The 24,335-nt window shown below is 71.6% G+C and carries 19 protein-coding genes; 7 read left to right on the forward strand and 12 right to left on the reverse strand.

The window, feature by feature from the left end; translation table 11 throughout:
• The first annotated feature begins 72 nt into the window (after positions 1-72).
• Complete coding sequence (locus ACTOQ1_RS14630; RefSeq protein WP_440067408.1) at positions 73-4,713, forward strand: HAD-IC family P-type ATPase; 4,641 nt, start codon at positions 73-75, stop codon at positions 4,711-4,713.
• Between the two features lie 66 nt (positions 4,714-4,779).
• Positions 4,780-4,905 carry a hypothetical protein gene (locus ACTOQ1_RS14635; protein ID WP_440067410.1) on the forward strand — a complete coding sequence of 42 codons (126 nt, stop codon included), beginning with the start codon at positions 4,780-4,782 and terminating at the stop codon, positions 4,903-4,905.
• Between the two features lie 128 nt (positions 4,906-5,033).
• Here ACTOQ1_RS14635 and ACTOQ1_RS14640 read toward each other — a convergent pair whose 3' ends face one another.
• The 7 genes from ACTOQ1_RS14640 to ACTOQ1_RS14670 form a co-directional block, all read right to left on the reverse strand.
• On the reverse strand, positions 5,034-6,401 hold the full coding sequence (locus tag ACTOQ1_RS14640) for a glycoside hydrolase family 3 protein (protein WP_440067412.1): 1,368 nt from the start codon (positions 6,399-6,401) through the stop codon (positions 5,034-5,036).
• A gap of 144 nt (positions 6,402-6,545) precedes the next feature.
• Positions 6,546-8,246, reverse strand: a complete 1,701-nt coding sequence (gene ptsP / locus ACTOQ1_RS14645) for a phosphoenolpyruvate--protein phosphotransferase (protein WP_440067413.1) — start codon at positions 8,244-8,246, stop codon at positions 6,546-6,548.
• Positions 8,243-8,500 (reverse strand): HPr family phosphocarrier protein, encoded by a 258-nt coding sequence (locus tag ACTOQ1_RS14650; RefSeq protein ID WP_440067415.1) that lies wholly within the window; start codon positions 8,498-8,500, stop codon positions 8,243-8,245. Before ACTOQ1_RS14650 ends, ptsP begins: the two co-directional genes overlap by 4 nt.
• Before the next feature lie 28 nt (positions 8,501-8,528).
• Positions 8,529-9,239, reverse strand: coding sequence for an HAD family hydrolase (locus ACTOQ1_RS14655; protein ID WP_440067417.1), 711 nt, complete (start codon positions 9,237-9,239; stop codon positions 8,529-8,531).
• 75 nt (positions 9,240-9,314) lie between these two features.
• Entirely contained in the window at positions 9,315-9,770 is a 456-nt protein-coding gene (locus tag ACTOQ1_RS14660; RefSeq protein ID WP_440067419.1) for a PTS sugar transporter subunit IIA, read from the reverse strand.
• A gap of 191 nt (positions 9,771-9,961) precedes the next feature.
• The gene (locus ACTOQ1_RS14665; protein WP_329090552.1) at positions 9,962-10,198 is read right to left on the reverse strand and encodes a PTS glucose/sucrose transporter subunit IIB; all 237 of its coding nucleotides are present in this window, start codon (positions 10,196-10,198) and stop codon (positions 9,962-9,964) included.
• Between the two features lie 62 nt (positions 10,199-10,260).
• The gene (locus ACTOQ1_RS14670) at positions 10,261-11,295 is read right to left on the reverse strand and encodes an SIS domain-containing protein (protein WP_440067420.1); all 1,035 of its coding nucleotides are present in this window, start codon (positions 11,293-11,295) and stop codon (positions 10,261-10,263) included.
• A gap of 159 nt (positions 11,296-11,454) precedes the next feature.
• Here ACTOQ1_RS14670 and ACTOQ1_RS14675 point away from each other — a divergent pair, with 159 nt between their 5' ends.
• The 3 genes from ACTOQ1_RS14675 (at position 11,455) to ACTOQ1_RS14685 (ending at position 14,720) form a co-directional block, all read left to right on the forward strand.
• A complete protein-coding gene (locus tag ACTOQ1_RS14675) occupies positions 11,455-12,195 on the forward strand; it encodes a GntR family transcriptional regulator (protein WP_362837563.1) in 741 nt (246 codons plus the stop codon).
• Positions 12,196-12,447: 252 nt separating this feature from the next.
• Positions 12,448-13,857, forward strand: coding sequence for a PTS transporter subunit EIIC (locus ACTOQ1_RS14680; protein ID WP_440067423.1), 1,410 nt, complete (start codon positions 12,448-12,450; stop codon positions 13,855-13,857).
• 290 nt (positions 13,858-14,147) lie between these two features.
• The gene (locus ACTOQ1_RS14685; RefSeq protein ID WP_440067425.1) at positions 14,148-14,720 is read left to right on the forward strand and encodes an Rv3235 family protein; all 573 of its coding nucleotides are present in this window, start codon (positions 14,148-14,150) and stop codon (positions 14,718-14,720) included.
• Between the two features lie 58 nt (positions 14,721-14,778).
• Here ACTOQ1_RS14685 and secA read toward each other — a convergent pair whose 3' ends face one another.
• Complete coding sequence (gene secA, locus ACTOQ1_RS14690) at positions 14,779-17,592, reverse strand: preprotein translocase subunit SecA (protein WP_440067426.1); 2,814 nt, start codon at positions 17,590-17,592, stop codon at positions 14,779-14,781.
• A 252-nt stretch (positions 17,593-17,844) separates the two neighbouring features.
• Between secA and ACTOQ1_RS14695 the strand changes: the two genes are divergently transcribed.
• Together ACTOQ1_RS14695 and ACTOQ1_RS14700 are read left to right on the forward strand one after the other, a co-directional pair.
• Entirely contained in the window at positions 17,845-18,162 is a 318-nt protein-coding gene (locus tag ACTOQ1_RS14695) for an HGxxPAAW family protein (RefSeq protein WP_440067428.1), read from the forward strand.
• A gap of 182 nt (positions 18,163-18,344) precedes the next feature.
• Entirely contained in the window at positions 18,345-19,535 is a 1,191-nt protein-coding gene (locus tag ACTOQ1_RS14700) for a winged helix-turn-helix domain-containing protein (RefSeq protein WP_440067430.1), read from the forward strand.
• Positions 19,536-19,709: 174 nt separating this feature from the next.
• Here ACTOQ1_RS14700 and ACTOQ1_RS14705 read toward each other — a convergent pair whose 3' ends face one another.
• From ACTOQ1_RS14705 to ACTOQ1_RS14720, 4 genes are all read right to left on the reverse strand, one after another.
• Positions 19,710-20,414: a response regulator gene (locus ACTOQ1_RS14705; RefSeq protein WP_440067432.1), complete on the reverse strand. Its 705-nt coding sequence runs from the start codon at positions 20,412-20,414 to the stop codon at positions 19,710-19,712.
• Positions 20,415-20,508: 94 nt separating this feature from the next.
• The gene (hpf, locus tag ACTOQ1_RS14710; protein WP_440067434.1) at positions 20,509-21,168 is read right to left on the reverse strand and encodes a ribosome hibernation-promoting factor, HPF/YfiA family; all 660 of its coding nucleotides are present in this window, start codon (positions 21,166-21,168) and stop codon (positions 20,509-20,511) included.
• Between the two features lie 518 nt (positions 21,169-21,686).
• The gene (locus ACTOQ1_RS14715; RefSeq protein ID WP_440067436.1) at positions 21,687-22,391 is read right to left on the reverse strand and encodes a ComF family protein; all 705 of its coding nucleotides are present in this window, start codon (positions 22,389-22,391) and stop codon (positions 21,687-21,689) included.
• Between the two features lie 188 nt (positions 22,392-22,579).
• Positions 22,580-24,328, reverse strand: coding sequence for an LpqB family beta-propeller domain-containing protein (locus tag ACTOQ1_RS14720; protein ID WP_440067438.1), 1,749 nt, complete (start codon positions 24,326-24,328; stop codon positions 22,580-22,582).
• Positions 24,329-24,335 lie beyond the last annotated feature (7 nt).

Here is a 24,335-nt window from a genome sequence, read left to right on the forward strand (position 1 = left end):
GCGACGGGGCCGATCAGGCCGCGCGTAACCACGGCCTGATCGGCCCCGTCATCTTGCCTGCCGGAGATCTGAATGTTCGTGCCTCGCCTGCTGTCCGTGCCCGCGGAAACCCTCTGGAACGTCGTGCCCGGTGCGATCAAGGTCGTGCCCGCCGCGGTCATGAACGCCCTGCCGCGTTCGCGCGGCAAACGGGTCTGTCCCGGAGGGCTCCATGTCGATCTGCGCGTGATCGGCTCGCCTGGCAGCGAACCGAAGGCCCGGCGGCTGGAGAACGCCCTGCTGAAGATCGAGGGGGTCGAGCGGGCGGAGGTCAACGGGATACTCAGCTCCGTCTTCGTGGGGGGTGACCCCGGGGCGATCGATCTGGAGAAGCTGCTGGCGATCGTCGACGCGCTCGACGGCGGGGACCTGGGGGACGACGACGATGACGACGATCTGACCGACGGCTACGACGAGCTGGACGAGGACGTAGAAGACGTAGAGGACGCGGACGCCGAGGACGAGGACGAGGACGAGGACGCCGAATCCGGCGAGGCCTCGTCTCCGGAGCCGGGGTCCCTCGTTTCCATGCTGGTGCAGCACCACACCGCCAGGCTGGTGGAACGGCAGACCCGCGCCGGCATCCGGCTCGGCGCGAGCCTGATCGGGGCGGGCATGGCGTTCGCCGGGCAGGCGGTGCGCGCACCGTCGATCCCGCCGATCTTTCCCGCCCTGCTCGGCCTGGCCGAGTCCACCCCGAGAGTCCGCCACGAGGTGGAACGCCACCTCGGCGGCCCGGCCACCGTCACCCTGTTCACGACGGCGAGCATCATCACCCACACGCTGGCGCTGCGCCGGATGGGGATGCTCATCCAGTCGGCCACCGCCGCCGGCCGCTACATCGAGGCGCGCGACACGCGGCGGGCCTGGGAGGCGCGCCAGCACGAACTGGCGTCGCGGAAGGGTTCCTACCGCCACATCCGCGCGGCCGGGAAACCACGTCCCGCGCCCCTGGCCCACAGCCCCGTGGACCGGATGGAGCGCGTCGCGAGTCCGGTGGCGGCCGGCGCGTCCGGGCTGACGTACCTTCTCAGCGACGGCCACGCGCGTGCCGTCGCCATGCTCACCGCGACGACGCCCAGGGCCGCGAAACTGGGCCGCGAGTTCTTCGCCGCCGCGATCGGGCGTGCCATGGCGAAACGCGGCGCGATCGTTCTCGACGATCGCGCCCTGCGCCACATGGACGGCGTCGACACGGTCATCCTCGACGCCGACGTGCTCGGCACCGGTTCGTGGGAGATCGACCGCATCGTTCCCCTCGGCGACGAGGACTCCGCGAACGGCGAGGGCCTCGACGGGCTGCGCGCGCGGCTCCTCACGCTGATCGACGTCGACGACCCCGGCGCGCGGCGGGAACGCGACACGTGGAAGGCCGAGCCCCTCGCGGGCCCGGCCGGGCTCGTCACGGAGGACGCCGAGGATTGGGAGGCCCGGGGGATCCGGGCCGTCCGCGTGACGAGGGAGGGCGTTCCGGCCGCCCTGGTCGGCCTGGCGCCGCGCGTCGACCCGCTGGCCGACGCGATCGTCGCCGCGGCCAAGGGCGCGTGCGCCGTGGCGCTCGCGGGGGGCGGCGCGGAACTCGGCCTGCGGCTCGGCATCGACGAGACCGTGCCGGGCGGTTCCCGGCTGGCCCGGTCGATCCGCACGCTCCAGGCCGCCGGCCACGGGGTCGCCGTGGTGTCGGCGCGCCGGATGGCCGCGCTGGCCCAGGCCGACCTGGGCATAGGCGTGCTGCGCGGCTCGGGCCGGGTGCCCTGGGACGCGGACGTGATCGCCGAGCTCGAGGAGGTCCACCTGCTCCTGAGCTGCCTGGGACCGGCGAGGAAGACGAGCGAGCGCTGCGTGTGGCTCACCGCCGCGGGAACCGCCGCCGGAGGCGTGTTGACGACCCTCGGCCCGGCGGAGGAGTCACAGCACAAGGCGCAGCTCGCGAGCAGCTGCACGTCGTTGGCCACCCTCGTCACGGGCGGGTGGGCGGGCTGGCACGCCGGGCGAGAGGCTCCGCCGACCCAGGTCGACCGGACCCCCTGGCACGCGATGCCCGCCAAGGAGGTCCTGGCCCTGCTGGGCTCGTCGGCCGGCGGGATCAGCGAGGCCGAGGCCGCGCGGCGCAGGTCCGCCACCGGATCGGGAGAACCGCAGGGCCCCGATTCGCTGCTCCACGTGTCCGTCGCGGAACTGGCCAACCCGCTGACCCCCGTCCTGGCGGCCGGAGCGGGCCTGTCGGCCCTGGTCGGCTCGGTGTCGGACTCGGTGATGATAGGCACGGTCGTCCTCGCCAACGCGCTCATCGGAGGGGGCCAGCGCTACAGCGCCGACCGGGCACTGCACCGCCTGACCGAGGCGGTGGCGGTTCCCGTGCGGCTGCGCCGCCCCCGGGAGAAGGCGGGCGCGAAGGAGAAGGCGAGCGCGACTCACTCTCCCGGGCGTGGTCCTCAGGAGAAGTCGGGCTCCCGCCCTCACGAGCAGGCGAACGCGACCGTCGAGGACCTCGTACCCGGCGACGTGGTCGAGCTGCGCGCGGGCGACACCGTGCCGGCCGACTGCCGCGTGCTCAAGGCCGTGGGCCTGGAGGTCGACGAGGCCGCCCTCACCGGCGAGTCGCAGCTCGTCACCAAGTCACCGGAGCCCGTCAACGCGCACGCCATCGCCGACCGGACCTCGATGGTCTACGAGGGGACGACGGTGGCGGCCGGCAGCGGGCTGGCCGTGGTGGTCGCGGCGGGCGAGGCGACCGAGACGGCCAGGACCGCCAGGCTCGCCGCGGAGCAGCCTCCGGTCACGGGCGTGCGGCTGCGGCTGCGGGAGCTGAGCCGGCGGGTCCTCCCGGTCGCGGTCGGGTCCGGCGTCGTCCTGCTCGCCGCCGACCTGCTGCGCGGCAGTTCGGCGCCGCAGGCGCTCGCGCCGGCGGTGAGCCTCGCCGTCGCCGCCGTACCCGAGGGACTGCCGTTCGTCGCCTCGGTCGCGGAGCTCGCCTCCGCGCGGCGGCTGTCGACCCGCAACACCCTGGTGCCCAACCCCTCCACGATCGAGGCCCTCGGCCGGGTCAACGTCCTGTGCTTCGACAAGACGGGAACCCTCACCGAGGGGCGCATCAGCCTGCGGTGCGTCTCGGACGTGCAGGACGAGCGCACCGTGGAGGACCTGACGCCCGAACTGCGGCACATCGTGACCGCCGGGATGCGCGCGTGCCCCCGGCACGACGAGGGGCGCCCCGTCCCGCATCCCACCGACCGCGCCGTGCTGAAGGGGGCCGAGCGGCTGGGAGTGACCGAGAAGGGGACCGGGAGCTGGGAACGGGTCGACGAGCTTCCCTTCGAGCCGGGACGCGGCTACCACGCCGTGCTCGGCAAGGGCGACTCCGGCCCGCTGCTGAGCGTCAAGGGCGCCCCCGAGATCGTGGTCACTCGTTGCGCGTCCATCCTCCGTGACGGCCAGGTGGTCCCTCTCGCGGACCACCTCGTGGCGGAGGTCGAGAAGGAGCTCGACCAGCTCGCCCGGCAGGGCTACCGGGTGCTCGCGGTCGCGGAGCGCCCCGCCTCCGACCGCCGCGACCTCGACGAGTCCCGCATCCAGGACCTGTGCTTCCTCGGGTTCCTCGGCCTGGCCGACCCCGTGCGGCCCACGGCCGCGGAGAGCGTCGGCCGCCTCACGCGGGCGGGCGTGCGCATCGTCATGATCACCGGTGACCATCCGAGCACGGCGGAGGCGATCGGCGCCGAGCTGAACGTGCTGAACGGCGGGCGGATCATGACGGGGCCCGAGCTGGACGAGATGGACGACGACACCCTGGTGGAGGCGTTGCCTGACGTGACGGTCTTCGCCAGGACCACCCCGGCGCACAAGGCGCGGATCGTCGGCTGCCTGCGCCGGACCGGCAAGGTCGTCGCGGTCACCGGCGACGGCGCCAACGACGCCCCCGCGATCCGGGTCGCGGACGTGGGGATCGCCCTCGGGTCCCGCGCCACCCCGGCGGCGCGGGCGGCGGCCGACATCGTGGTGACCGACGACCGCATCGAGACGATCGTCGACGCGATCATCGAGGGCAGGGCGATGTGGGGCTCGGTCCGCGACGCCCTCAGCATCCTGCTCGGCGGCAACATCGGTGAGATCGTCTTCGCGGTCGGATCCAGCCTGATCAGCGGCGGGAACGTGCTGAACGCCCGGCAGCTGCTGCTGGTCAACCTGCTCACCGACATGCTGCCCGCGATGGCAGTGGCCTCCCGGCCGCCCGCGGCCACCAGCCCGGAGAAGCTGCTGGACGAGGGTCCGGAGGCCTCGCTGGGCGCCTCCCTGACCCGGGACATCTACCTGCGCGCCGCGACCACGGCGAGCGCGGCGGGCCTGGCCTGGGCGATCGGCCGGGTGACCGGTACGCGCGGGCGGGCGGACTCCATGGGGCTGGTCGCGCTCGTGGCGTCGCAGTTGCTGCAGACCCTGGCCCTGGGCAGCCGGGACCGCCTGGTGGTGCTGGCCTCGCTTCTGTCCCTGGGGGTCCTGGGCATGGCCGTCTCGGTTCCGGGGCTCTGCCGGTTCTTCGGCTGTCACTTCCTGGGGCCCGTGGGGTGGACCGTCGCCCTGGGGAGCGCCGCCACCACGACGGCCGCGGGGGTGGCCTTCCAGGCGTCGAGGCAGGGAACGTCACCGAACGTTCACCAAATAGCAACCTCATGACTGGTGACTTAGACTCCTTTGGTATGAATTATCGCCTTAAGACCCCTTTCTCCCTGTGAGGTTGCTATGTCCGGATTCATCTCCACCGTGCTCGCGAAGGCCGCCGTCATGCTGATCGAGGCCCTGCTCACGCGCATCGTCCAGTCGCTCGTCGTCTCGCTGGCCAGGACCGGCAACCTCCAGTTCGCCTGATCCGGCCTCGCGGCAGGGGCCCCTGGATCCTCCTCCAACGGGCCCGTGAGGTGACTTCGGCAGACCCGTGAGGTTGAGGTGACTTCAGCGGGCCCGTGAGGTGACTTCAGCGGGCCCGTGAGGTGACTTCAGCGGGCCCGTGAGGTGATGAGCCGGGCGACCTTGAGGTGCTCGGCCGAGCGCAGCACCCGCTCGGCTTCGGCCGGGTCGGCGACCGGCGCCCCGTCCAGCAGGCCGCGGGCGGCCTTCAGCGTCAGCAGTCGCCGGACGGACTGGTCGAGTCGCGCCTTGGAGATCTTCCCGGACGCCACGGCGGCCAGCAGCGCCCGGTGGGCCTCGCGGTAGTCCGGCGGCATGAGCAGCAGGTCGACCCCGGCCTGGATCGCCCGTACCGCGACCTCCCCGTCCCCGTACTTCTTGCGTACCCCCGCCATGTCCAGCGCGTCGGTCGAGACGACCCCGTCGAAGCCGAGTTTCTCCCGGAGCAGCCCGGTCAGGATCGGCTTGGAGAGGGTGGCCGGGTCACCCGAGGGGTCGAGCTTCGGCATCACGACGTGCGCGCTCATGATCGCGTCGACGTCCTTGCCGATGGCGGCGGCGAACGGCGGGGCGTCCAGTCTGTTCCATTGGGAGCGGGAGTGCCCGATCACCGGCAGGCCGGTGTGGCTGTCGACGCCGGTGTCGCCGTGGCCGGGAAAGTGCTTGGCCGTGGCCCCGATCCCCGCGTCGTGGAAGCCCTGGACGGCGGCGGCGACCATCGGCGCGACCTTCTTCGGGTCCGAGCCGTACGCGCGCGGGCCGATCACCGGGTTGCGCGGGTTGAGGTTGACGTCGGCGACGGGCGCGAAGTCGAGGTTGACGCCCAGGGCCCGCAGTTCGGTGCCCGTCACCTCGGCGGCCCGGCGGGCCAGCGAGAGGTCGCGGGTCGAGCCGATGACCGACGCCCCGGGGAGGGGGGTGACCAGCGGGGCGAGGCGGGAGACCTTGCCGTTCTCCTGGTCGGTGCCGATCAGCAGCGGGATCTCGGGGGACGCCTTCTGCAGGCCGTTGGTGAGCGCCACGACCTGCCGGACGCTCTTGACGTTGCCCGCCCAGGGAAAGAGGATCACCCCGCCGGGGCGGTAACGGGCGATCATCTTCGCCGGGGTGTCCACGCCGAACCGCGCCTGGTTCTCCCCCGACGCCGTGTCGGCCGACGGGCCGTACAGCACGGGCATGAACAGCTGGCCGACCTTCTCCTCCACGCTCATCGAGGCGAGCACGCCCTCCACCCCCGCCACCTCCGCCGTCGCGGAGGCCGCGGGGGGAACGGCCGCCTCTGAGGATCCCGAGAATCCCGAGGACCCCGGGGTGACGGCCGTGGTGGCGCCGGGCGCCGCCGCGTCGGCGCTCGCGGAGGCCTCGCCCGCCCGCGTCGCGCCGGACGCGGGCGGAGCGGTCCTGCCCGCCTCCGCGCATCCGGCCACCATCGTCGCGATCACCGCGATACCCGTCACACGTCTCCACCCAGCCATGCCGCTCACGCTATCCGGGCCCGCGCCCCGGTGCCCGCCCATCCACCCGGTCACCATCGGCCACACGCCTCCCACCAACCGGTGCCTTCCGGTCCGTACGTCACCCATGAAGGAAGTCCGCCCACGTCACAGGGCCAGACCGGCCAGGCCGGGCAGGTGCGAGCGCGCCTCGGCACGCGCCTCCTCCGGGGAGGCGGCGGCCCGCGCGGCCGCGGCGGCGAGATGGCACTGCTGCCGCGTGTGGCGCGACAGCGCGGCCCGTACGGCGGGCAGCGCCGGGGCGGACATCGACAGCGAGGTGACCCCGAGCCCGACGAGCACGCAGGCCAGGGCCGGGTCGGCCGCGGCCTCACCGCAGGCCCCGCACTGCCTGCCGCGCTCGGCGGCGCCCGCCGCGGCCAGGGCGACCAGGTCGAGCAGGGCGGGTTGCCAGGCGTCCTGGAGCCCGGTCAGCGCGCCCAGCTGCCGGTCGGCGGCGAGGGCGTACTGGGCCAGGTCGTTGGTGCCGATGGAGAGGAAGCCCGCCCGTACGGCCAGGTCGGAGGCGCGCAGGGCCGCCGACGGTATCTCGACCATCACTCCCGACGACGGCAGCCCGGCCGCGTCGCAGGCGTCGGCGAACCAGGCGGCCTCCTCGGCGGTGGCCACCATCGGCGCCATCACCTGGAGCCTCGCCGACGAGCGCGCGGCCGCCGCGGCCAGGGCGGCGAGCTGGGTGCCCATGATCTCCGGATGCGTCCTGAACAGCCGCACCCCCCGCTCCCCCAGCGCGGGATTGGGCTCGTACGCTCCCGGCGGCAGGAAGGCGAGGGGCTTGTCGGCTCCCGCGTCGAGGGTCCGCACGATCACCCTGCCGCCGGGGAAGGCGTCCAGCACCTCCAGGTAGGCGGCCTCCTGTTCCGCCGCGGAGGGCGCCTCCGCCCGGTCGAGGAAGAGGAACTCGGTCCGGTAGAGCCCGATCCCCTCGGCCCCGTGCTCCAGCGCGGCGGCCACGTCGCGAGGCCCGCCGATGTTGGCGAGCAGCGGCACGGCGTACCCGTCGGCGGTCGTCCCCGGCCCCGTGGCGGAGGCCAGCACGGCCTCCCGCGCGGCGGCGGCGTCGCGCGCCCCGAGGACCTCGTCGCCGGAGGGCGCGGGCCGCACGAGACCGGAGGCCCCGTCGACCAGCACCGGTGTCCCCGGCGCGATCGAGGTCGCCCCCGGGCAGGCCACCACGGCCGGCACCCCCATGGCGCGGGCGAGGATCGCGGTGTGGCTGGTCGGGCCGCCCTGCTCGGTGACGAAGGCCGCCACCACGTCCGGGGACAGCAGCGCCGTGTCGGCGGGCGCCAGGTCGCGGGCGACGAGGACGTACGGCTGCCCGGTGTCCGTGGGAACGCCGGGCACGCCGGGCACGGCCCGGCCCTCGATCACCGCGACGGCGCGGTCCCTGACGTCGTCCAGGTCGGCGACGCGCTCGCCGAGGTATCCCCCGGCGGCGGCGAGCAGGTCGCGGTAGTGGCCGAACGCCTCGTAGACCGCGCGGGCCGCGGCGGTGCCCGCCTCGACCAGCGTGGCCACCCCGTCCGCCAGGCCGGGGTCGCGGGCCATCATGGCCTGCGCCTCCAGGATCTCCCTGGCCTGGCCACCGGCGCGGGCCCCCCGCGCCTCCAGGTCGGCGGCGACCCGTTCCAGCGCCCGCCCGGCCACGGCCAGCTCCGCGGCCGCGTCCCCGGCGCCCCCGCCGTGCCGGGAGCCCGGGTCCGGGACGGTCGCCTCGTACGCGAGCACGTAGGCGGGACCGACACCGACCCCGGGGCTCACCCCCACCCCGGTGAGGGTGCTCACGGCGCCGACGCGATGCCGGCCAGCCGGTCGAGAAGCTCGTCGGCCCCCTCGCCCTCCGCTCTGATCGTCACCGTGTCGCCCTCCCTGACGTCGAGCGCGAGGACCGCCAGGATGCTCTTGGCGTTCACCGGCTCGCCGGACCCCTTGGCGACGGTGATGTCCAAAGACGACTTCGCCGCCGTCTGGACGAACGTCGCGGCGGGCCGGGCGTGCAGGCCGACCTCCGCCTTGACGGTGACTTGGCGCTCGGCCACGTGTTCCTCCAAGAAATTCGCCCGCGGTCTAGACCGCGAGATCATTGATGCTCGACAGGGGCCAGTCGACCCCCGTCAGGTCCGTGACCACGAGATCGGCCTCGGCCAGCTCAGTGCCCGGGTGCGTGGTCGCTATGCCCACGCACGCCATACCGGCCGCCTTGGCCGCCGCGATCCCGGCGATCGAGTCCTCGAACGCCACACAGTGTGCCGGATCGACCGACAGGCGTGCGGCGGCGAGGAGGAACCCCTCGGGGTCGGGCTTGCCCACGGCCACGTCGTGGGCGGACACGATCGTCTCCAGCAGGTCGCGGATGCCGACCTGCGTCAGCCGCTCCTCCGCCCAGTCACGGCCGGCGGAGGTGACGACCGCGATCGGCGAACCGTGCGCCGAGACCCTGCGGACCAGTTCGGCGGCGCCGGGCACCGGCACGATGTCCGGCAGGCCGGGATGGTCCTGGAAGGAGAAGACCTCCTCGATCAGGTCGTCGATCCGCTTGCCGGGGAAGAGGTGTGCGCTCTCCGTCAGGACGTCGCGCCCGCGCCGCCCCATGAACCCGCGCAGCACGACCTCGTCGTGGACCACTCCGTGGCTGTCGAGCAGCATCGACCACATGGCCATGCTCCGTCGTTCGCTGTTGATCAGCGTCCCGTCGAGATCGAAGAGCGCCGCCCTCATCGGCGGTCTCGCCGTCGTCCCCATTCCCGTCACCACTCCCGGCTCCGTTTTCGTCCGCACGGACGTCGCCCGCGTCCGTGTCCGCGCCCGTGTCCGTGTTCCACGTTCCTCGCCCTTTCCCCGTCCCGCGAGCCCTCAGGCGGGATCGCTCCACTCGAAAAGCTCGTCACCGGCGCCGACGGGCCCCGCGGCGAGGCCGGTGACGGAGTTCGCGGCGGCGTCCAGCGCCACGACCGGGCAGATCGGGTAGCGCCCGCCCGCCTCGATCCCGGCCGGGTCCCACGCCACCACCGGCTGCCCGGCGCTCACCCGGTCGCCCTCGGCGGCGAGCGGCTCGAAGCCCTCCCCCCTGAGCTCGACCGTGTCGATGCCCAGGTGGACGAGGACCCCCCGGCCGTCGTCGCCGACGACCACGAACGCGTGCGGGTGCAGCTTGACGATGGTGCCCGCGATGGGGGAGAGCACCCGGCCGGGCGCCCTGTCCGGCTCGATCGCCATGCCGGGCCCGACCAGCCCCTCGGAGAAGACCGGGTCGGGCACCGAGCCGAGCCTCACGGCCACCCCCGCGACCGGTGCCAGAACTGTGGTCACCGCACCCCCCTCGGCATGCCGCCGCCCGCGAGGACGGCCCGTCCGCGCCCCGGCCGCCCACGCGTGCGTCCGGGCACGCCCCGCCCGCGAGAGCGTCCTTGTCAGCCCCTGCCGGCTCCCGCCGGCCCTGCTCAGCCGGTGCCGGCCGATGCCAGCCGATGACGGCCGATGACGGCCGATGACGGCTCTGCTCAGCCCATGATGTCCTCGATGTCGCTGGCGATCGTGTCGGCCTCGGGACCCACCACCACCTGGACGACGTTGCCCGCCGCCATCACACCGTGCGCGCCGGCCGCCCGCAGGGCCGCCTGGTCGACCTTGGAGGCGTCGCGCACCTCGGTGCGGAGCCGGGTGATGCACGGTTCGATCTCGATGATGTTGTCCGCACCACCGAGTCCAGCGATGATCGCGTCGGCGTCGGCCGCCATGTCGCCCTCCAGATGTGATCACCCTGTTCCCAGGGCTATCCAGGCTAAAGGACATACCGCGATCAGTCGGTCTGGGTCACCTTGTTGAGACCGCGGGGGGCGTCGGGGTCGATCCCCAGCCTGCGCGCGAGCGCCTCGGTGAGCAGCTGACCGGGGACGATGAGGCCCAGCGGGGCGACCCACTCGGGAAGGTCGGGGCCGTGCAGCGCGGCGGTGGAGACCGAGGAGAGCGCGGTACCGCCGCCGACCGTGTAGGCCGAGGCGCCCGCACCGGTCACCCGCTCGGCGAGCGCCACGGTGCCGGCCAGGGTCGGGCCCTCGCCCGCCGCGACCAGGATGGCCGGGGTGTCCTCGTCCACCACGGCGATCGGGCCGTGCAGCAGGTCGGCGTACGACAGGCCCATGGCGTGCAGGTAGCACGCCTCCTTGAGCTTGAGCGCCAGCTCCAGCGCGGTGGAGAAGGCGAGCCCCCGGCCGGAGACCACGACGCCCGGCTTGTCGGCCAGGCCCTCGACGATCGCCTCCAGGTCACCCGGGTCGCCGACCAGCTTCTCGACCGCGTCCGGCACCCGCCGCAGGTCGGCGGCGTCGACGTCCGCGCCGAGACCGAGGGCGAGCACGGCGAGCGCGGCGAGCTGGGTGGTGTAGGTCTTGGTGGCCGGGACGGCCTTCTCCTCGCCCGCGACCGTGCACAGGGCGAGGTCGGCGGCCTGGGCCAGGGGGCTCTGCTCGCCGCCGTTGGTGATGGCCACGGTCCTGGCGCCGCAGTCCTTCGCCCAGGCGAGGGTCTCGACGATCTCCTCGGTCCTGCCCGACTGGGAGAGGGCGACGGCCAGCACGCCGTCGAGGTCCAGCCTGCGCCGGTAGGTCGTGGCGATCGAGGGAGCGGCGAGAGTGGAGAGCCTGCCCGTGTGGGTCTCGGCCAGGTAGCGACCGTAGACTGCGGCGTTGTCGGAGGTGCCGCGGGCGATGAACAGCAGCTGGCGGGTCTGCCCCGCGAGCCGCTCCACCTCCCCGATCCGGGGAAGGAGGGCGTCGAGCGTGGCTCGCAGCGCGGCGGGCTGCTCGGCGATCTCGCTGCGCATCTTGGTCGTCATCTCGCGCTCATCCTTCGCTTCGGACGGACGAGACCGGGCCGTTATCGATCCGTCTCCGGTCCGTACGTTGACACCCTTTTCCGGCCTGTGGTCTAGTCCGGACTAGACCAGTACGAACCATAACTCATGCGACATCTCAGATCGAGGGGGGAGGATCCTGTGGCCCAGATCGATCCGGACAGCCCGGTGCCCAAATACTTCCAGCTCCGGGAGATCCTGCTCGATCTGATCGAGAACAACGAGCTGGCGATCGGCACGGCGATCCCGTCCGAACGCGAGCTCTGCCAGCGCTTCGGGCTGTCCCGCATGACCGTACGGCAGGCCGTGGACCACCTGGTCTCCGAGGGCAGGCTGCAGCGGGTGGCGGGCAAGGGCACCTTCGTGGCCCGCCCCAAGATCGAGATGTCCCTGCGGCTCACCTCCTTCAGCGACGAGATGCGCGCCAGGGGCATGGAGCCCGGCTCCCGCGACCTGGACCGGCGGGTGGTCAGGGCCAGCGCGCACCTGGCCAGGGAGCTCGGCATCCAGCCGGGTGACGAGGTTCACTTCATCGAGCGGTTGCGGACCGCGGCCGACGAGCCCATGTGCATCGAGCGGGCCCACATCCCCGTCTCCCTCGCGCCCGACCTCGACACCCACGACCTGACGGGCCGCTCCCTCTACGCCCTCCTGGAGACCCGCTACGGCCTGGTGCTCGACGCCGGTGAGCTCACCATCGACGGCGGCATCGCCGATCCCGGGGACGCCGACCTGCTGAAGTTACCGCGCGGCGGGGCCGTGCTGCTGCTCCAGCGTCGCTCCTTCGCGGGAGGCGTCTGCGCCGAACTCGGGGTGTCCACCTATCGCGCCGACCGCTACCAGCTCCGTACGATCCTGGAGATACCTGCCCGCCGCGCCTGATCCCGATGCCCGCCCGACCACGGCCCACCCGCCACGCCCGTCCCGACCACATCCAGAGCACGTCCCACCCGCCACGCCCGTCCCGACCACATCCAGAGCACGTCCCACCCGCCACGCCCGCTCCGACCGCACCCCCGGCCCACCCGCTCCCGCAGCCTTCCGGCCCCGCACCGCCGCCGTCACACCCCGTCCTGTCCCGCGCGACCGCCCCTTCGCCGCCCTCCTCCCTTCCAGCCCTTGGAGGAAAGCCCGATGAGCTCTCTCCCGGCGGACGCGGGCCCGCCCGCCGCCCACCCGGGGGCCGCCGTGATGAGCGTGCTCCAGCGCCTGGGACGTTCCCTGATGCTGCCGATCGCGGTCCTGCCGGCCGCGGGCCTGCTGCTCAGGCTCGGGCAGGACGACCTCCTCGGCCGGACCGACAGCGCCCTGCTCGACGACGTGGCCCGCGTCGTCGGCACCGCGGGCGGCGCCCTGTTCGACAACCTGCCCATCCTGTTCGCGATCGGCGTCGCCATCGGGTTCGCCCGCAAGGCCGACGGCTCCACCGCCCTGGCCGCGCTCGTCGGCTACCTGGTCTTCCACGCCGTCAGCATGAACATGTTCTTCATCCTCTTCGACGCCGACCTGAGGGAGTCCATCACCACGGAGGTGTTCGACAGGGCCAACCCCGGCGTTCCCGAGGCGGTCCTGAACCTCGGCGCGCAGAACCCGACCCGGGTGCTCGGCGGCATCGTGATGGGCCTGGTCTCCGCGCTGCTCTGGCAGCGCTACCACCGCACCAAGCTGCCGACCTGGCTGGCCTTCTTCGGGGGGCGCCGCCTGGTGCCGATCCTCACCGCCTTCGCCGGGCTGGTGATCGGCGTGCTCCTCGGCCTCGTCTGGCCGGTGCTGGGCGGCTGGGTCCGCGCCTCGGGGACCTGGCTCGCCTCCAACAGCGAGCTCGGCGCCGGGGTCTACGGCATGATCAACCGCGCCCTGCTCCCGCTCGGCATGCACCACATCGTCAACAACGTGATCTGGACCCAGGTCCCCGAGTGCGTGGTCGACGGCAAGAAGCTCGCCGGGGACCTGATCTGCTTCAACAACGGCGCCGTCGGCTACGGCGGCTTCGAGGCCGGCTTCTACCCGGTCCTCATGTTCGGCCTGCCCGCCGCCGCGATCGCCATCTGGCGGGCCGCGCCACCGCACCGCCGCACCGCGGTCGGCTCGATCATGATCTCCGCGGCGCTCACCGCGTTCCTCACCGGGATCACCGAGCCGATCGAGTTCACCTTCATCTTCGTGGCGCCGGTCCTGTTCGTCATCCACATCGTGCTGACCGGCATCTCCATGGCCCTCGCCTCCGCCCTGGGCGTCAAACTCGCCTTCAGCTTCTCCTCCGGGCTGATCGACCTCGGCCTGTACGGGACCGCGCCCAACGCCCGGGGAGTACCGATCATCATCGTGATGGGGCTGGTCTACGCGGTGATCTACTACACCGTGTTCAGCTTCCTGATCAGGAAGATGAACATCATGACCCCCGGCCGCGAGCCCGAGCCCGACGTCGACTCCGGCGAGCCCTCGGCCCCGGCGCGGGGCAGGGCGGACACCGGCCCTCCCGCCACCCGGGAGGCGCACCGCCCTCCCCCCGAGCCGCCCTCCCCTGACCCGACCTCCACCTGACGCGACCTCCGCCCGAGGAGGCGCGACGGCTCCTCCTGAGCCTGAACCTGAGCCGATCCCCGCCGGAGAGGCGCGCCGGGCGGTTTCGGCCGTCCACCGGAGATCACGCCGCTGGCCGCAACCCGCCCCTCGCGAGGACCGACCACTCCAACCCGAGGTCACCTTCTCCGCCCAACAGGGCGAAGCGACCGGGATTCCCCGGAAGTTGGCGGACGGCGTATCTGCGCGGCGGACCGGAAACTCCCTGATATGTCAGTTTCTTCGCCCCAGCCGAGCACATCGGAGTTCCCATGTCGCCCCCACGACGCCCGGCCTCGTTCCCCAGGATCGCGCCCTCCCCCGCCGCCGAGCCGCCCTACGACGACGACCGCCCCGCCGGTGACACCCCGGCCATGCCGCCGTACGTGCAGGGCACCCTCGCCCTCGCCCTCGATCCGGGAACGCCGCGCCTCCCGCCCGGGAAACCGCTGGTCTGGGGCTCGCCCGGCGCGGTTCCCGACGAGCGCCGGCTGCGGGCCCTCGCGCAGGCGGTCGCCGAGATCCTGTCCGGCAGGCGCCCTCCGGCGAGCGTCTCCTGCCACATGACCGGCAGGGCCCAGGCCGAGCTGGCGCGGAGCGGGAAGATCATCACCAGCGCGCGGCCGCCCCGGGTGGGCCGGGCCCACGTCTCCCAGCCGGAGGACGGGGTGGTGGAGATGTGCGCCGTGGTCGACTGCGGCGACCGCTCGCGCGTCCTGGCGCTGAGGCTGGAACGCAGGGGCGTGCGGTGGCTGTGCACCGAGTTCGAGACGACCCCTGACCCGCGTCCCGTGCGGGGAACGGCTCGCGACGCGCCGCCCGGCCACCGGCCCGCGCTCGCCTGAGGTGCCCGGACACGCCGGAGGGCCCGCACCGTGCGTGGTGCGGGCCCTCCGGGGACGGTCAGACCTCGACGTGCTTGGGGTCGCCGTGGCAGCGCTTGTACTTCTTGCCGGAACCGCAGGGGCACGGGGCGTTGCGCTCGACGTTGCCGTACGCGTCACGCTCGGCCTTGGTGCTGATCCGGGTGTGCTCCACCTCGCCGCTCTCGCCCGGAGCCGTGTACTCCAGCTCGGTGGGACGCTGCGGGCCGCGCAGGCCGCGAGCGATGATCGAGCGGGTCTCCGCGATCGCGGCGTCCTCGGAGTGGTCGTGCTCCTCGACGATCGGGTTGCTCTGCACCTCGACCTCGAGGTTGAACAGGTAGCCGACCGACTCCTCCTTGATGCCCTCGAGCATCTGGGAGAACATCTCGAAGCCCTCGCGCTGGTACTCGATCAGCGGGTCGCGCTGGGCCATCGCGCGCAGGCCGATGCCCTCCTGGAGATAGTCCATCTCGTAGAGGTGCTCGCGCCACTTGCGGTCGAGGACCGACAGGATGACGCGGCGCTCCAGCACCCGCATGCCCTCCGGGTCCATGGCCTGGGCGTTGATCTCCTCCTCGCGACGGTCGTAGGCGGCCATCGCGTCGGCCTTGATCCGCTCGTCGAGGAACTGTGCGGTCAGCTCCTCGCGACCCCCGGCCTCCTCGATGAGCTGCTCGGCGGTGATGCTGATGGGGTACAGCTGGCCGAGCGCCTTCCACAGCTTGTCGAGGTCCCACTCCTCGGCGAAGCCCTCGGCGGTGGCGCCCGCGATGTACTCGTCGATCACGTCGTTGACGAAGCCGCGGATCTGCTCGTGCAGGTCCGCGCCCTCCAGCACCCGGTGGCGCTCGGCGTAGATCACCTTGCGCTGCCGGTTCATGACCTCGTCGTACTTCAGAACGTTCTTGCGGATCTCGAAGTTCTGCTGCTCGACCTGGTGCTGGGCGGAGGCGATGGCCTTGGAGACGATGCCCGACTCGATCGGGACGTCGTCGGGGATGTTGAGGCGCGTCATGATCATCTCGACCCTGGCCGAGTTGAACAGGCGCATGAGGTCGTCCTCGAGCGAGAGGTAGAAGCGCGACTCGCCCGGGTCGCCCTGACGGCCGGAACGGCCGCGGAGCTGGTTGTCGATGCGCCGCGACTCGTGCCGCTCGGTGCCCAGCACGTACAGGCCGCCGAGCTCGGTGACCTCGTCGTGCTCGGCCTGCACGGCGGCCTTGGCCTTCTCCAGCGCCTCGCCCCAGGCCTTGTCGTACTCCTCCGGGGTCTCGACCGGGTCGAGGCCGCGGCTGCGCAGCTCCAGGTCGGCGCGGAAGTCGGGGTTGCCGCCGAGCATGATGTCGGTGCCTCGACCGGCCATGTTGGTGGCCACGGTGACGGCGTGCTTGCGGCCCGCCTCGGCGATGATCGCCGCCTCACGGGCGTGGTTCTTGGCGTTGAGGACCTCGTGCTTGACGCCCTTGCGCTTGAGCTCCTTGGCGAGGCGCTCGGACTTGGCGACGCTCGTGGTGCCGACCAGGACCGGCTGACCGCGCTCGTAGCGCTCCTTGATGTCCTCGACGGTCGCCATGAACTTGGCGTCCTCGGTCTTGTAGACCACGTCGGCCTGGTCCTTGCGGATCATCGGCCGGTTCGTCGGGATCGGGACGACGCCGAGCTTGTAGGTCTGGTGGAACTCGTTGGCCTCGGTCGCCGCGGTGCCGGTCATGCCGGAGAGCGTCTCGTAGAGGCGGAAGTAGTTCTGCAGCGTGATCGTGGCGAGAGTCTGGTTCTCGTCCTTGATCTTGACGCCTTCCTTCGCCTCGATGGCCTGGTGCATGCCCTCGTTGTAGCGGCGGCCGTGCAGGACGCGACCGGTGAACTCGTCGACGATCAGGACCTCGCCGTCGACGACGATGTAGTCCTTGTCCTTCTTGTAGAGCTCCTTGGCCTTCAGCGCGTTGTTGAGGAAGCCGACCAGGTGGGTGTGCTCGGGCTTGTAGAGGTTCTCGATGCCGAGCCAGTCCTCGACCTTCTCCACGCCGGACTCGAAGATGCCGACCGTGCGCTTCTTCTCGTCGACGGCGTAGTCGCCGGTGTTCTCCTCGCCGTCCTTGCCCTCGGTGCCCCTGCGGAGCCGGGGAACGATCTTGGAGAACTCGGCGTACCACTTGCCGGACTGCTCGCCGGGACCGGAGATGATCAGCGGCGTCCTGGCCTCGTCGATGAGGATCGAGTCGACCTCGTCGACCACGGCGAAGTGGTGGCCGCGCTGGACGCACTCCTCGAGCGACCACGCCATGTTGTCACGCAGGTAGTCGAAGCCGAACTCGTTGTTCGTGCCGTACGTGATGTCGGCGTTGTACTGCTTGCGGCGCTCGTCGGCGGGCATGTTGGCCAGGATCACGCCGACCTCGAGACCGAGGAACCGGTGGATCCGGCCCATCTCGTCGCCGTCACGCTTGGCCAGGTAGTCGTTGACCGTGATGACGTGGACGCCCTTGCCCGAGAGGGCGTTGAGGTAGGTGGGCAGCGTGCAGGTGAGGGTCTTGCCCTCACCGGTGCGCATCTCCGAGATGTTGCCCATGTGCAGGTTGGCCCCGCCCATGATCTGCACGTCGAAGTGACGCTTGCCCAGCACGCGCCGGGACGCCTCGCGGACGGTGGCGAAGGCCTCGGGAAGCAGGTCGTCGAGGGACTCGCCCTCGGCGTAGCGCTGCTTGTAGTCGTCGGTGAGCGCGCGAAGCTCGGCGTCGGTCAAGCTCGTGAAGTCGTCTTCAATGGAGTTGACCTGGTCGGCGATCCGCTTGAGCTTGCGCAGAAGCTTGCCTTCGCCGGCGCGAAGAATTCTATCGAGAAAGGCTGGCACTTTAGGTAAAGCTCCTCGCAGGTCTTCCGCGGCCGGACCGGCCCGGCTGAGGACGAGACATGGTTCTCCGCTGCCATCGTAGGCGGTTCCGCCACCAGACACAGCCACCCTGAAAGACGCTCTTGTGGCCCAGGGAGTTCCTTGCCCGCTTCTTTGAGAGAGTACGACCAGCTTCAGAGGGTATGCCGCTCTTTGTCACGTCCGCGATGAATCCGCGCGGGCGCGTCGCCGTGCCTGGAGGGAGGAGCCGTGATGGCGGAGGACGCGCGTCAGGCGACTGGCGGAACCCACGAGGGCCAGGGGGGTGACGGCGGTCCCGCGGTCCACCAGGGCTCCGGGGGCCACGGCGGCCGGGCGTCGTCCTGGCTGGCGGTGACCGTCATCCTGCTGGGCTTCACCATCGCGGGGGTCGCCCTCTGCCTGGGCCCGAACTGGCCCCTCCTCTGGATGGGCACGGCGGTCTGCGTCATGGGCGGCATCCTCATGCTGGTCTTCCGCGTCTTCCAGGACATCGTCGTCGAGGCCCCTCGCTCGATGAGCGGCGCAAGCGGCCAGGGCGTCCTGGACTGACCGGCCGCTCGGCGGAGGCGCCGCCTTTCCTGAACCGACCGGCCGCTCGGCGGGGACACCTCGCTCGACGTGACTTGCCCTGATTCGCCCTGATCACGGACGCCCTGACACCGGCGTAGCCTTTTCGTCGGTGTCAGACGCTAGCCTCGGCCCACGACGTGTTGTCTCCCCCTGGGGCGGTCATGCAATTATCCCTTTCCTCCGACGAGGCCCGCCGTGTCATCCTCCGCGCCCAGGGGTTCCTGGGCGCGGAGGCCCGGCGAGGCGGCGCTCCCGCGACCCTGCGCCGCCTCGGGGCCGTCCAGCTGGACACGATCTCCGTGCTGGCCCGCTCCCACGAGCTGGTCGCGTACGCCCGCCTCGGCGCCGTCGGCAGGCAGGAGGTCGAGCGGGCCTACTGGGACGAGCCAGCGCGGGCCTTCGAATACTGGTGTCACGCCGCGTGCATCCTGCCGATCGGCGACTGGGCGCTGTACGCCTTCAGGCGGAGATATTTCCGCGCCAGGAAGTTCCGCTGGCACGAGGTGCCCGACAGTGTCGGCAAGGTGCTGAACCTGGTCCGCGAGAGCGGCCCGGTGACCACCGCCGACATCGGCGGCGCCAAGAAGGGCGGCCCGTGGTGGGACTGGTCCGACTCCAAGATCGCCATCGAGTGGCTGCTCGACACCGGCGAGGTCGTCTGCACGCGCAGGGTGGGCTGGCGACGCGTCTACGACCTGGCCGAACGCGCGGTCCCCGCGGACCTGCTGGCCGAGGAGCTCTCCGACGCCGAGTGCGTCACCCGCCTCGCCGGGATCGCCGGGGTCGCGCTCGGCGTGGCCACCCGCGCCGACCTCGTCGACTTCCTGCGCCTGAAGGCACCCGAGGCGCGGCTGCTCGACGCGTGCCTGCTCGACGGTTCCACCGGGCTGGTGCCCGTCCGCGTCGCCGGGTGGCCCGAGCGGGCCGCCGACGCCTGGGCCGACCCGGCCGCGCTGGAGACCGAGCCCAGGGGCCGCCACCGCACGACCCCGCTCTCCCCTTTCGACTCCCTTGTCTGGGACCGTGCCCGCACCGCCCGCGTGTTCGGCTTCAACCACCGCCTCGAGGCGTACGTGCCCAAGGAGAAGCGCGTCCACGGTTACTTCACGATGCCGGTGCTGGCCGGGGGCAGGCTGGTCGGGCGGATCGACCCGGCCCGCGAGGGGGCGACGCTGGTGGCCCGCCAGGTGAGCCTCGAACCCGGTGTCGCGCCGGGCAGGGGGGCCGTCTCGCTGGCCGACGCCCTCTGGGAGGCCGCGAGCTGGGTCGGCTGCGAGGCCGTCCGGGTCGAGCGCGTCGATCCCCTCCTGGCCGGCCCTCTCCAGGACGCCCTGCGCCGGAACGCTCCCTGAGCGGGAGGAGTCCCGCCTGACCGGGTCGTTTCCCGACCCGGGACGACCTGTCCGGCGGAGCCGCCCCCGGAGCCGGAACGCCGGGTCGGAGGGCCGGGCCGCGACATCGGCTCGGGGCACCTGTCCCGAGCCGGAGTGCGGTGACCGCCGGGCGGTCACCGCACCGGCCGCGTGTCAGGTGATCTCGAGCATCCGCTCGCGGACCGCGTAGACCACCGCCTCCATCCTGGAGTGAAGCTGAAGCTTGTCCAGGATGTTTCTGACGTGGTTCTTCACGGTGTTCTCCGAGATGAACAGCTGCTTGGCGATCTCGCGGTTGTTCATCCCCTTCGCGACGAGGCGGAGCACCTCCATCTCCCGTTCGGTCAGGCGTGGAACGGGGAGCTGCGGGGGCCGCTCGGCCTCCTTGCGGCTCATGCTGGCGAACTCGCTGATCAGTTTGGCGGCCATCGCCGGGTTGATCAGCGACTGTCCTTCGTGGACGCCGCGGACGGCTTCCGGGACCTCGTCGAGCTGGACGTTCTTCAGCAGGTAGCCGGTGGCACCCGCCTTGATCGCCTCGAAGAGATCCTCCTCCTCGTCACTCACCGTCAACATGATGATCCGCGTGCTCGGCACCGAGGCCTTGATCTCACGAGTGGCCTCGATACCGCTCCTCCGTGGCATCCGGACGTCCATGAGCATGACATCCGGAGTGAGGCGGTCGGCGAGCTCGACCGCTTCCTGTCCGTCGCTCGCCTCGCCGACAACCTCGATGTCCGTCTCCGCTGCCAGCGCCATCTCCAGACTGCGGCGGATCAGCGCGTGATCGTCAACGATCAGCACGCGGATCGGTTCGCCGCGTCCGGTCGGGCCGGTCGCGTCGTCGGGTTCCGTCACGCCTCCTCCTCGGGGGGCCAGAGCCGGTGGACCGCCATGATTACACGGGTTTCATGGTCCTCGGTTGGTCGGAGAGGATCTTCGAATGCGTTCGTCAGGGCTCAACGAGCCGCAGCACGCCGTAGTTGTACCCCTGTCGGAGGTATACGACGCTTGGCTGCCCGCTCTCCTTGTCACGGAAGAGATAGAAATCGTGTCCCACCAGTTCCATCTCAAGAAGTGCCTGATCGATCGTGATCGGATCGGCCTCGTGGAACTTCTCCCTGACCATCAGCGGCCCGTCTCCATCCATCTGGATCGGGATGATGGTCTCGTCCTCCGGAACATCGGTCTCGGCCTGGGACTCGGCCGGCGACTGTTCGGTGAGCAGGTTGGCCGGGGCGCTCTCGAACGATTCGGCGAGCGCGGTGGCCGTCAGCTCCGCGACCGACGGAGGGCAGTGGTTTCCGTGATGGATCTTCCTGCGATCGGCGAGACGCCGCAGCCGTCCTTCGAGTTTGCCGAGTGCGATGTCAAGGGCGGCGAAACGGTCGTCGGCCGAAGCCTCCGCCCGGACCGCGGGACCACGTGAGTGGATCGTGAGCTCGACTCGCTCTCGCTGGTCGACGATACGGGGATTACGTTCCTTGGACACCTCCACGTCAACGCGAATGAGCTTGTGGTCCAAACGCTCGATCCTGGCCAGCTTGGTGTTCACGTGGTCACGGAATCGGTCACTCACTCCGGTGTGCCGACCCTTGACGATGATCTCCATGCACAGCCCCCCTTCGAATCTCGACGGTGGTATTGCGACACCCGCTCGGCCGACCTGGTCTTCGTCCCCACATCCGCCTGCTGAGGGTTTCGCAGCTCTTTGCCACTACATGCCCTTCTCTTCTGGCAAGGAACATCTGGCTCCTTGGGAAGGCAGGACTTACCTCTAAGCCGCACCGTGATCGATCGACGAAAAGTCGTCTTACGTGGACCGTTTGGCCTGCGGCTGGCATCGGCTAGCCGGGCCGGCCTCCTCGCGGAGGTCGGTCCGGCGCAACCACGGACCCGAGCGGGTGCCATGGCTCAGACGCTATCCGCATCCTGGCCGAATGTCAGCCTGACGATCGGCCAAAGGATCACTTTGCGTAATTCACAGCCGGGTGGCCGGCCCCCAGGTCTCCCGTGCCCGTGGGTGAGCGACATCACAGGCGAAGGCTTCTCGCGTTCGTTGAACAGCCGGAAGGCACCGCAGGACAGTGAGATGTGGCTTCCAGGTGAGGCCGGAAACGGGGCGCCGTCTCACCCTCCGTCACGGTCACCGGTTTTGGATCTTCGGCGTGTCGCGGCGACCGTGGCGGCGAGGGACGGGGTCACCCCCGCCTCGCGCATCGCCCTGGCGGCCTCCGCGAGCGTCGCACCGGTGGTGACGATGTCGTCGACCAGCACAATCGCCTCCGTACCGCCCCAGGAGCGCGGCACGGGCGCGTTGCGGCCGACCGTGACCGTGAAGGCGGTGGACAGATTCGCGGCCCGCTGGAGGGAGCTCAGCCCCGCCTGGTCGGCGACGCGGCGGCGCTGGGCGAGAACCCTCGCCACGCTCGCGGGCCAGCCGGCCTGGCGGAGGTAACCGGCCGCCAGCCCCGCGAGCCTGGCCACCGGATCGTGCCCGCGGCGCCTCAGGGCCGGCCGGGCGCTGGGCACCGGCACCAGCAGCACCGGCCGCTCGCCGGCCGCCGTGGCGACCGCGAGGGCGAGGGCCCCGGCCAGGGGAGGGGCGAGGGCCGTGCGACCGCGCTCCTTGTAGGCGATGATCGCCCGCCGCACGGCGGGGGTGTATTCGGCCGCCGACCAGCACTCGGGCAGGCCGGGCGGGACGGGATCGGGCATCCGGAGGGCGGGCGCTCCGTGAAGCTCCGCCGCGCATCGGGGACAGACGAGGGCGCCCGGCGCGTCGCATCCGGCGCAGCGGGGCGGCAGGATCAGGTCGAGCATGGCGGTCGTCACGGATCCAAGGTTTCAGATGGCACCGACAAAAAGCCCAGCCCAGAGTACCGGAGGGGGGTTCGGCGCCCGTGGGGCGGCGGCGGCCGGCCCCGCCCGGCGCCGGGGTGGTCCTCCCGGAAAACGCCTCGACCCAGGGCGAAGGCCGCGCACCGACGAGCCCACCGGGGCTCAGCCCAACCCGCCGGGGCTCAGCCCAGGGGGAAGGCCGGGGAGGAGGGGCCGTTCTCGGTGAAGTCCGTGGTCCCGGTCTCGTTCTTGATCAGCGGCTCCCACTTGGTGGAGTTCCAGAACAGGACCTGCCGGTCGCCCTGCTCGTCCCTGGCCCCGGCGAGCAGCGTGCCGTCCAGGGCGGTGATGCTCTCGATCCGCGAGTCGAAGGGCAGGGACTTGGGCTCGGCGGTGACCGAGGCCTCGAGCAGCTCCGACTTGCCGGTGAGCGCGTACAGGGTCTTGCCGTCCTTCCAGGCGATGTCCTTGATCGTCCGGTTGCCGTCGGTGTCGACCACGGTCTGGAGGTTGGTGATGCGGGTGCTCTCCCGATCCCCGATGACGGTGCCGACCTGGACCTGCTCGCCCAGCCCGTCCCTGACGACCACCGCGACGTGCACGCCGTCCCGCGCGACCTTGAGCGACTCGATGTGGAACGTCTCCAGGTCGGGGGCGGACACCCGGTACCGGTGCTTGTTGTCGCCGTCGTGCCTGGTGATGATCGAGGTGTGGTCGTTGGGCCGGTCGACCGTCCAGAGCGTGTGGTAGCGGTCCCAGGCCGGCGGGGCGAGGGAGACCCCCGTGGCCCACACCCGCCACTCGCCGCCCGCGGCGAGCGGCGCGACGGAGACGCTCCTGCCCCCCTCGGAGAGCGCCGCCACCTGCTGCAGGGGCTGGCCGCTGATCGCGGGGCGGGTGAGCCCGACCCCCTTCTGGCCGGCCCTGCCCGGCACGATCCGTCCGACGTTCTCCTTGTCGAGCAGCCGCAGCGCGCCGTCGGCGAGATAGAACGGGTGGACGGCGTCGGGGGTCGTCCAGGGGTCGAAGTTCGACTGCTCCTGGGCGTCGATCTGGAGAGGCGCGTCGGGATGGTACGGCTCGCCGTTCACCGTGACCTCGAAGCCCCAGCCGCCCTTGGTGAGCGCGGCGAGGGTCGCGGCGAGCTGGGCCGACATCGGGTCGATCAGGTCGGAGTCCACCCGCCTGGTGAGGTCGACGACGACCCTGTTGTTCTCGATGGTGACGTCGATGAGCTCGGTGTCGGTGAACGCGGTGCGCACCGCGTCCTTGAGGGAGCTGCTCGGTCCCCGCAGCAGCCGCTCGACCGTCGTCTTGGCGAAGTTGGAGCCCGGGTCGATCGGCACCCGTACCTGGTCGACCACCAGTCCCTTCCACTGGGAGTCGAGGAAGTACAGGTCCACGGGCAGGTAGCCGCGGGCGACGTCGGCCTCGGACAGCAGGAGGCCGTCGGGGGCCATGCTGATGCGCCACTCGCCGTCCGCTCCCCTGGCGAGCGTGAAGGACTGGTTCAGCGGGCCACCGCTCGGACGGTATCGACCATCCTGGTCAATGATGGCGGTTTTGGTGCCCTTAAGCGTGACCTGAGCCTGCTTGTCCTCGTCCGTGGGGGGAGCGAACTCCTCGTAGTCGCCCTGCCGGTAGACCGTGACGCCGCTGCGCGGGTTCCACTTGGCGGCGAAGTCGCCGGTGAGGTATTTGCGGGCCACCTGGAAGCCGGGGTCGTCGGGGCTCGCCATGGCCGCGCGGAAGCCGGTGACGACCTCCTCGGGCGACCAGCCGGCCTTCGGCGGCATGGCGATGACCCGCGCGTACGGGTCGCCCAGCGGGCTGCCCTTGCGCTCGTTGTCCACCGCGACGACGGACTTGCCACCGGTGGGGATGACCGAGCAGGCGGTCATCCCGCAGACCAGGGCGATCGCCAGGAGCACCGTCCCC

The sequence above is a fragment of the Streptosporangium sp. OZ121 genome (assembly GCF_051918885.1).
Lineage (GTDB): Bacteria > Actinomycetota > Actinomycetes > Streptosporangiales > Streptosporangiaceae > Streptosporangium.

Bases quoted from the DNA above. Each gene is read 5' to 3' on its own strand.
- ACTOQ1_RS14665 (WP_329090552.1), bottom strand. From the start codon at position 10,198: ATGGCGGCCGACGCCGACGCGATCATCGCTGGACTCGGTGGTGCGGAC.
- ACTOQ1_RS14670 (WP_440067420.1), bottom strand. From the start codon at position 11,295: ATGACGACCAAGATGCGCAGCGAGATCGCCGAGCAGCCCGCCGCGCTG.
- ACTOQ1_RS14635 (WP_440067410.1), top strand. From the start codon at position 4,780: ATGTCCGGATTCATCTCCACCGTGCTCGCGAAGGCCGCCGTCATGCTG.
- hpf (WP_440067434.1), bottom strand. From the start codon at position 21,168: ATGGAGATCATCGTCAAGGGTCGGCACACCGGAGTGAGTGACCGATTC.
- ACTOQ1_RS14695 (WP_440067428.1), top strand. From the start codon at position 17,845: ATGGCGGAGGACGCGCGTCAGGCGACTGGCGGAACCCACGAGGGCCAG.
- ACTOQ1_RS14700 (WP_440067430.1), top strand. From the start codon at position 18,345: ATGCAATTATCCCTTTCCTCCGACGAGGCCCGCCGTGTCATCCTCCGC.
- ACTOQ1_RS14685 (WP_440067425.1), top strand. From the start codon at position 14,148: ATGTCGCCCCCACGACGCCCGGCCTCGTTCCCCAGGATCGCGCCCTCC.
- ACTOQ1_RS14630 (WP_440067408.1), top strand. From the start codon at position 73: ATGTTCGTGCCTCGCCTGCTGTCCGTGCCCGCGGAAACCCTCTGGAAC.
- ACTOQ1_RS14680 (WP_440067423.1), top strand. From the start codon at position 12,448: ATGAGCTCTCTCCCGGCGGACGCGGGCCCGCCCGCCGCCCACCCGGGG.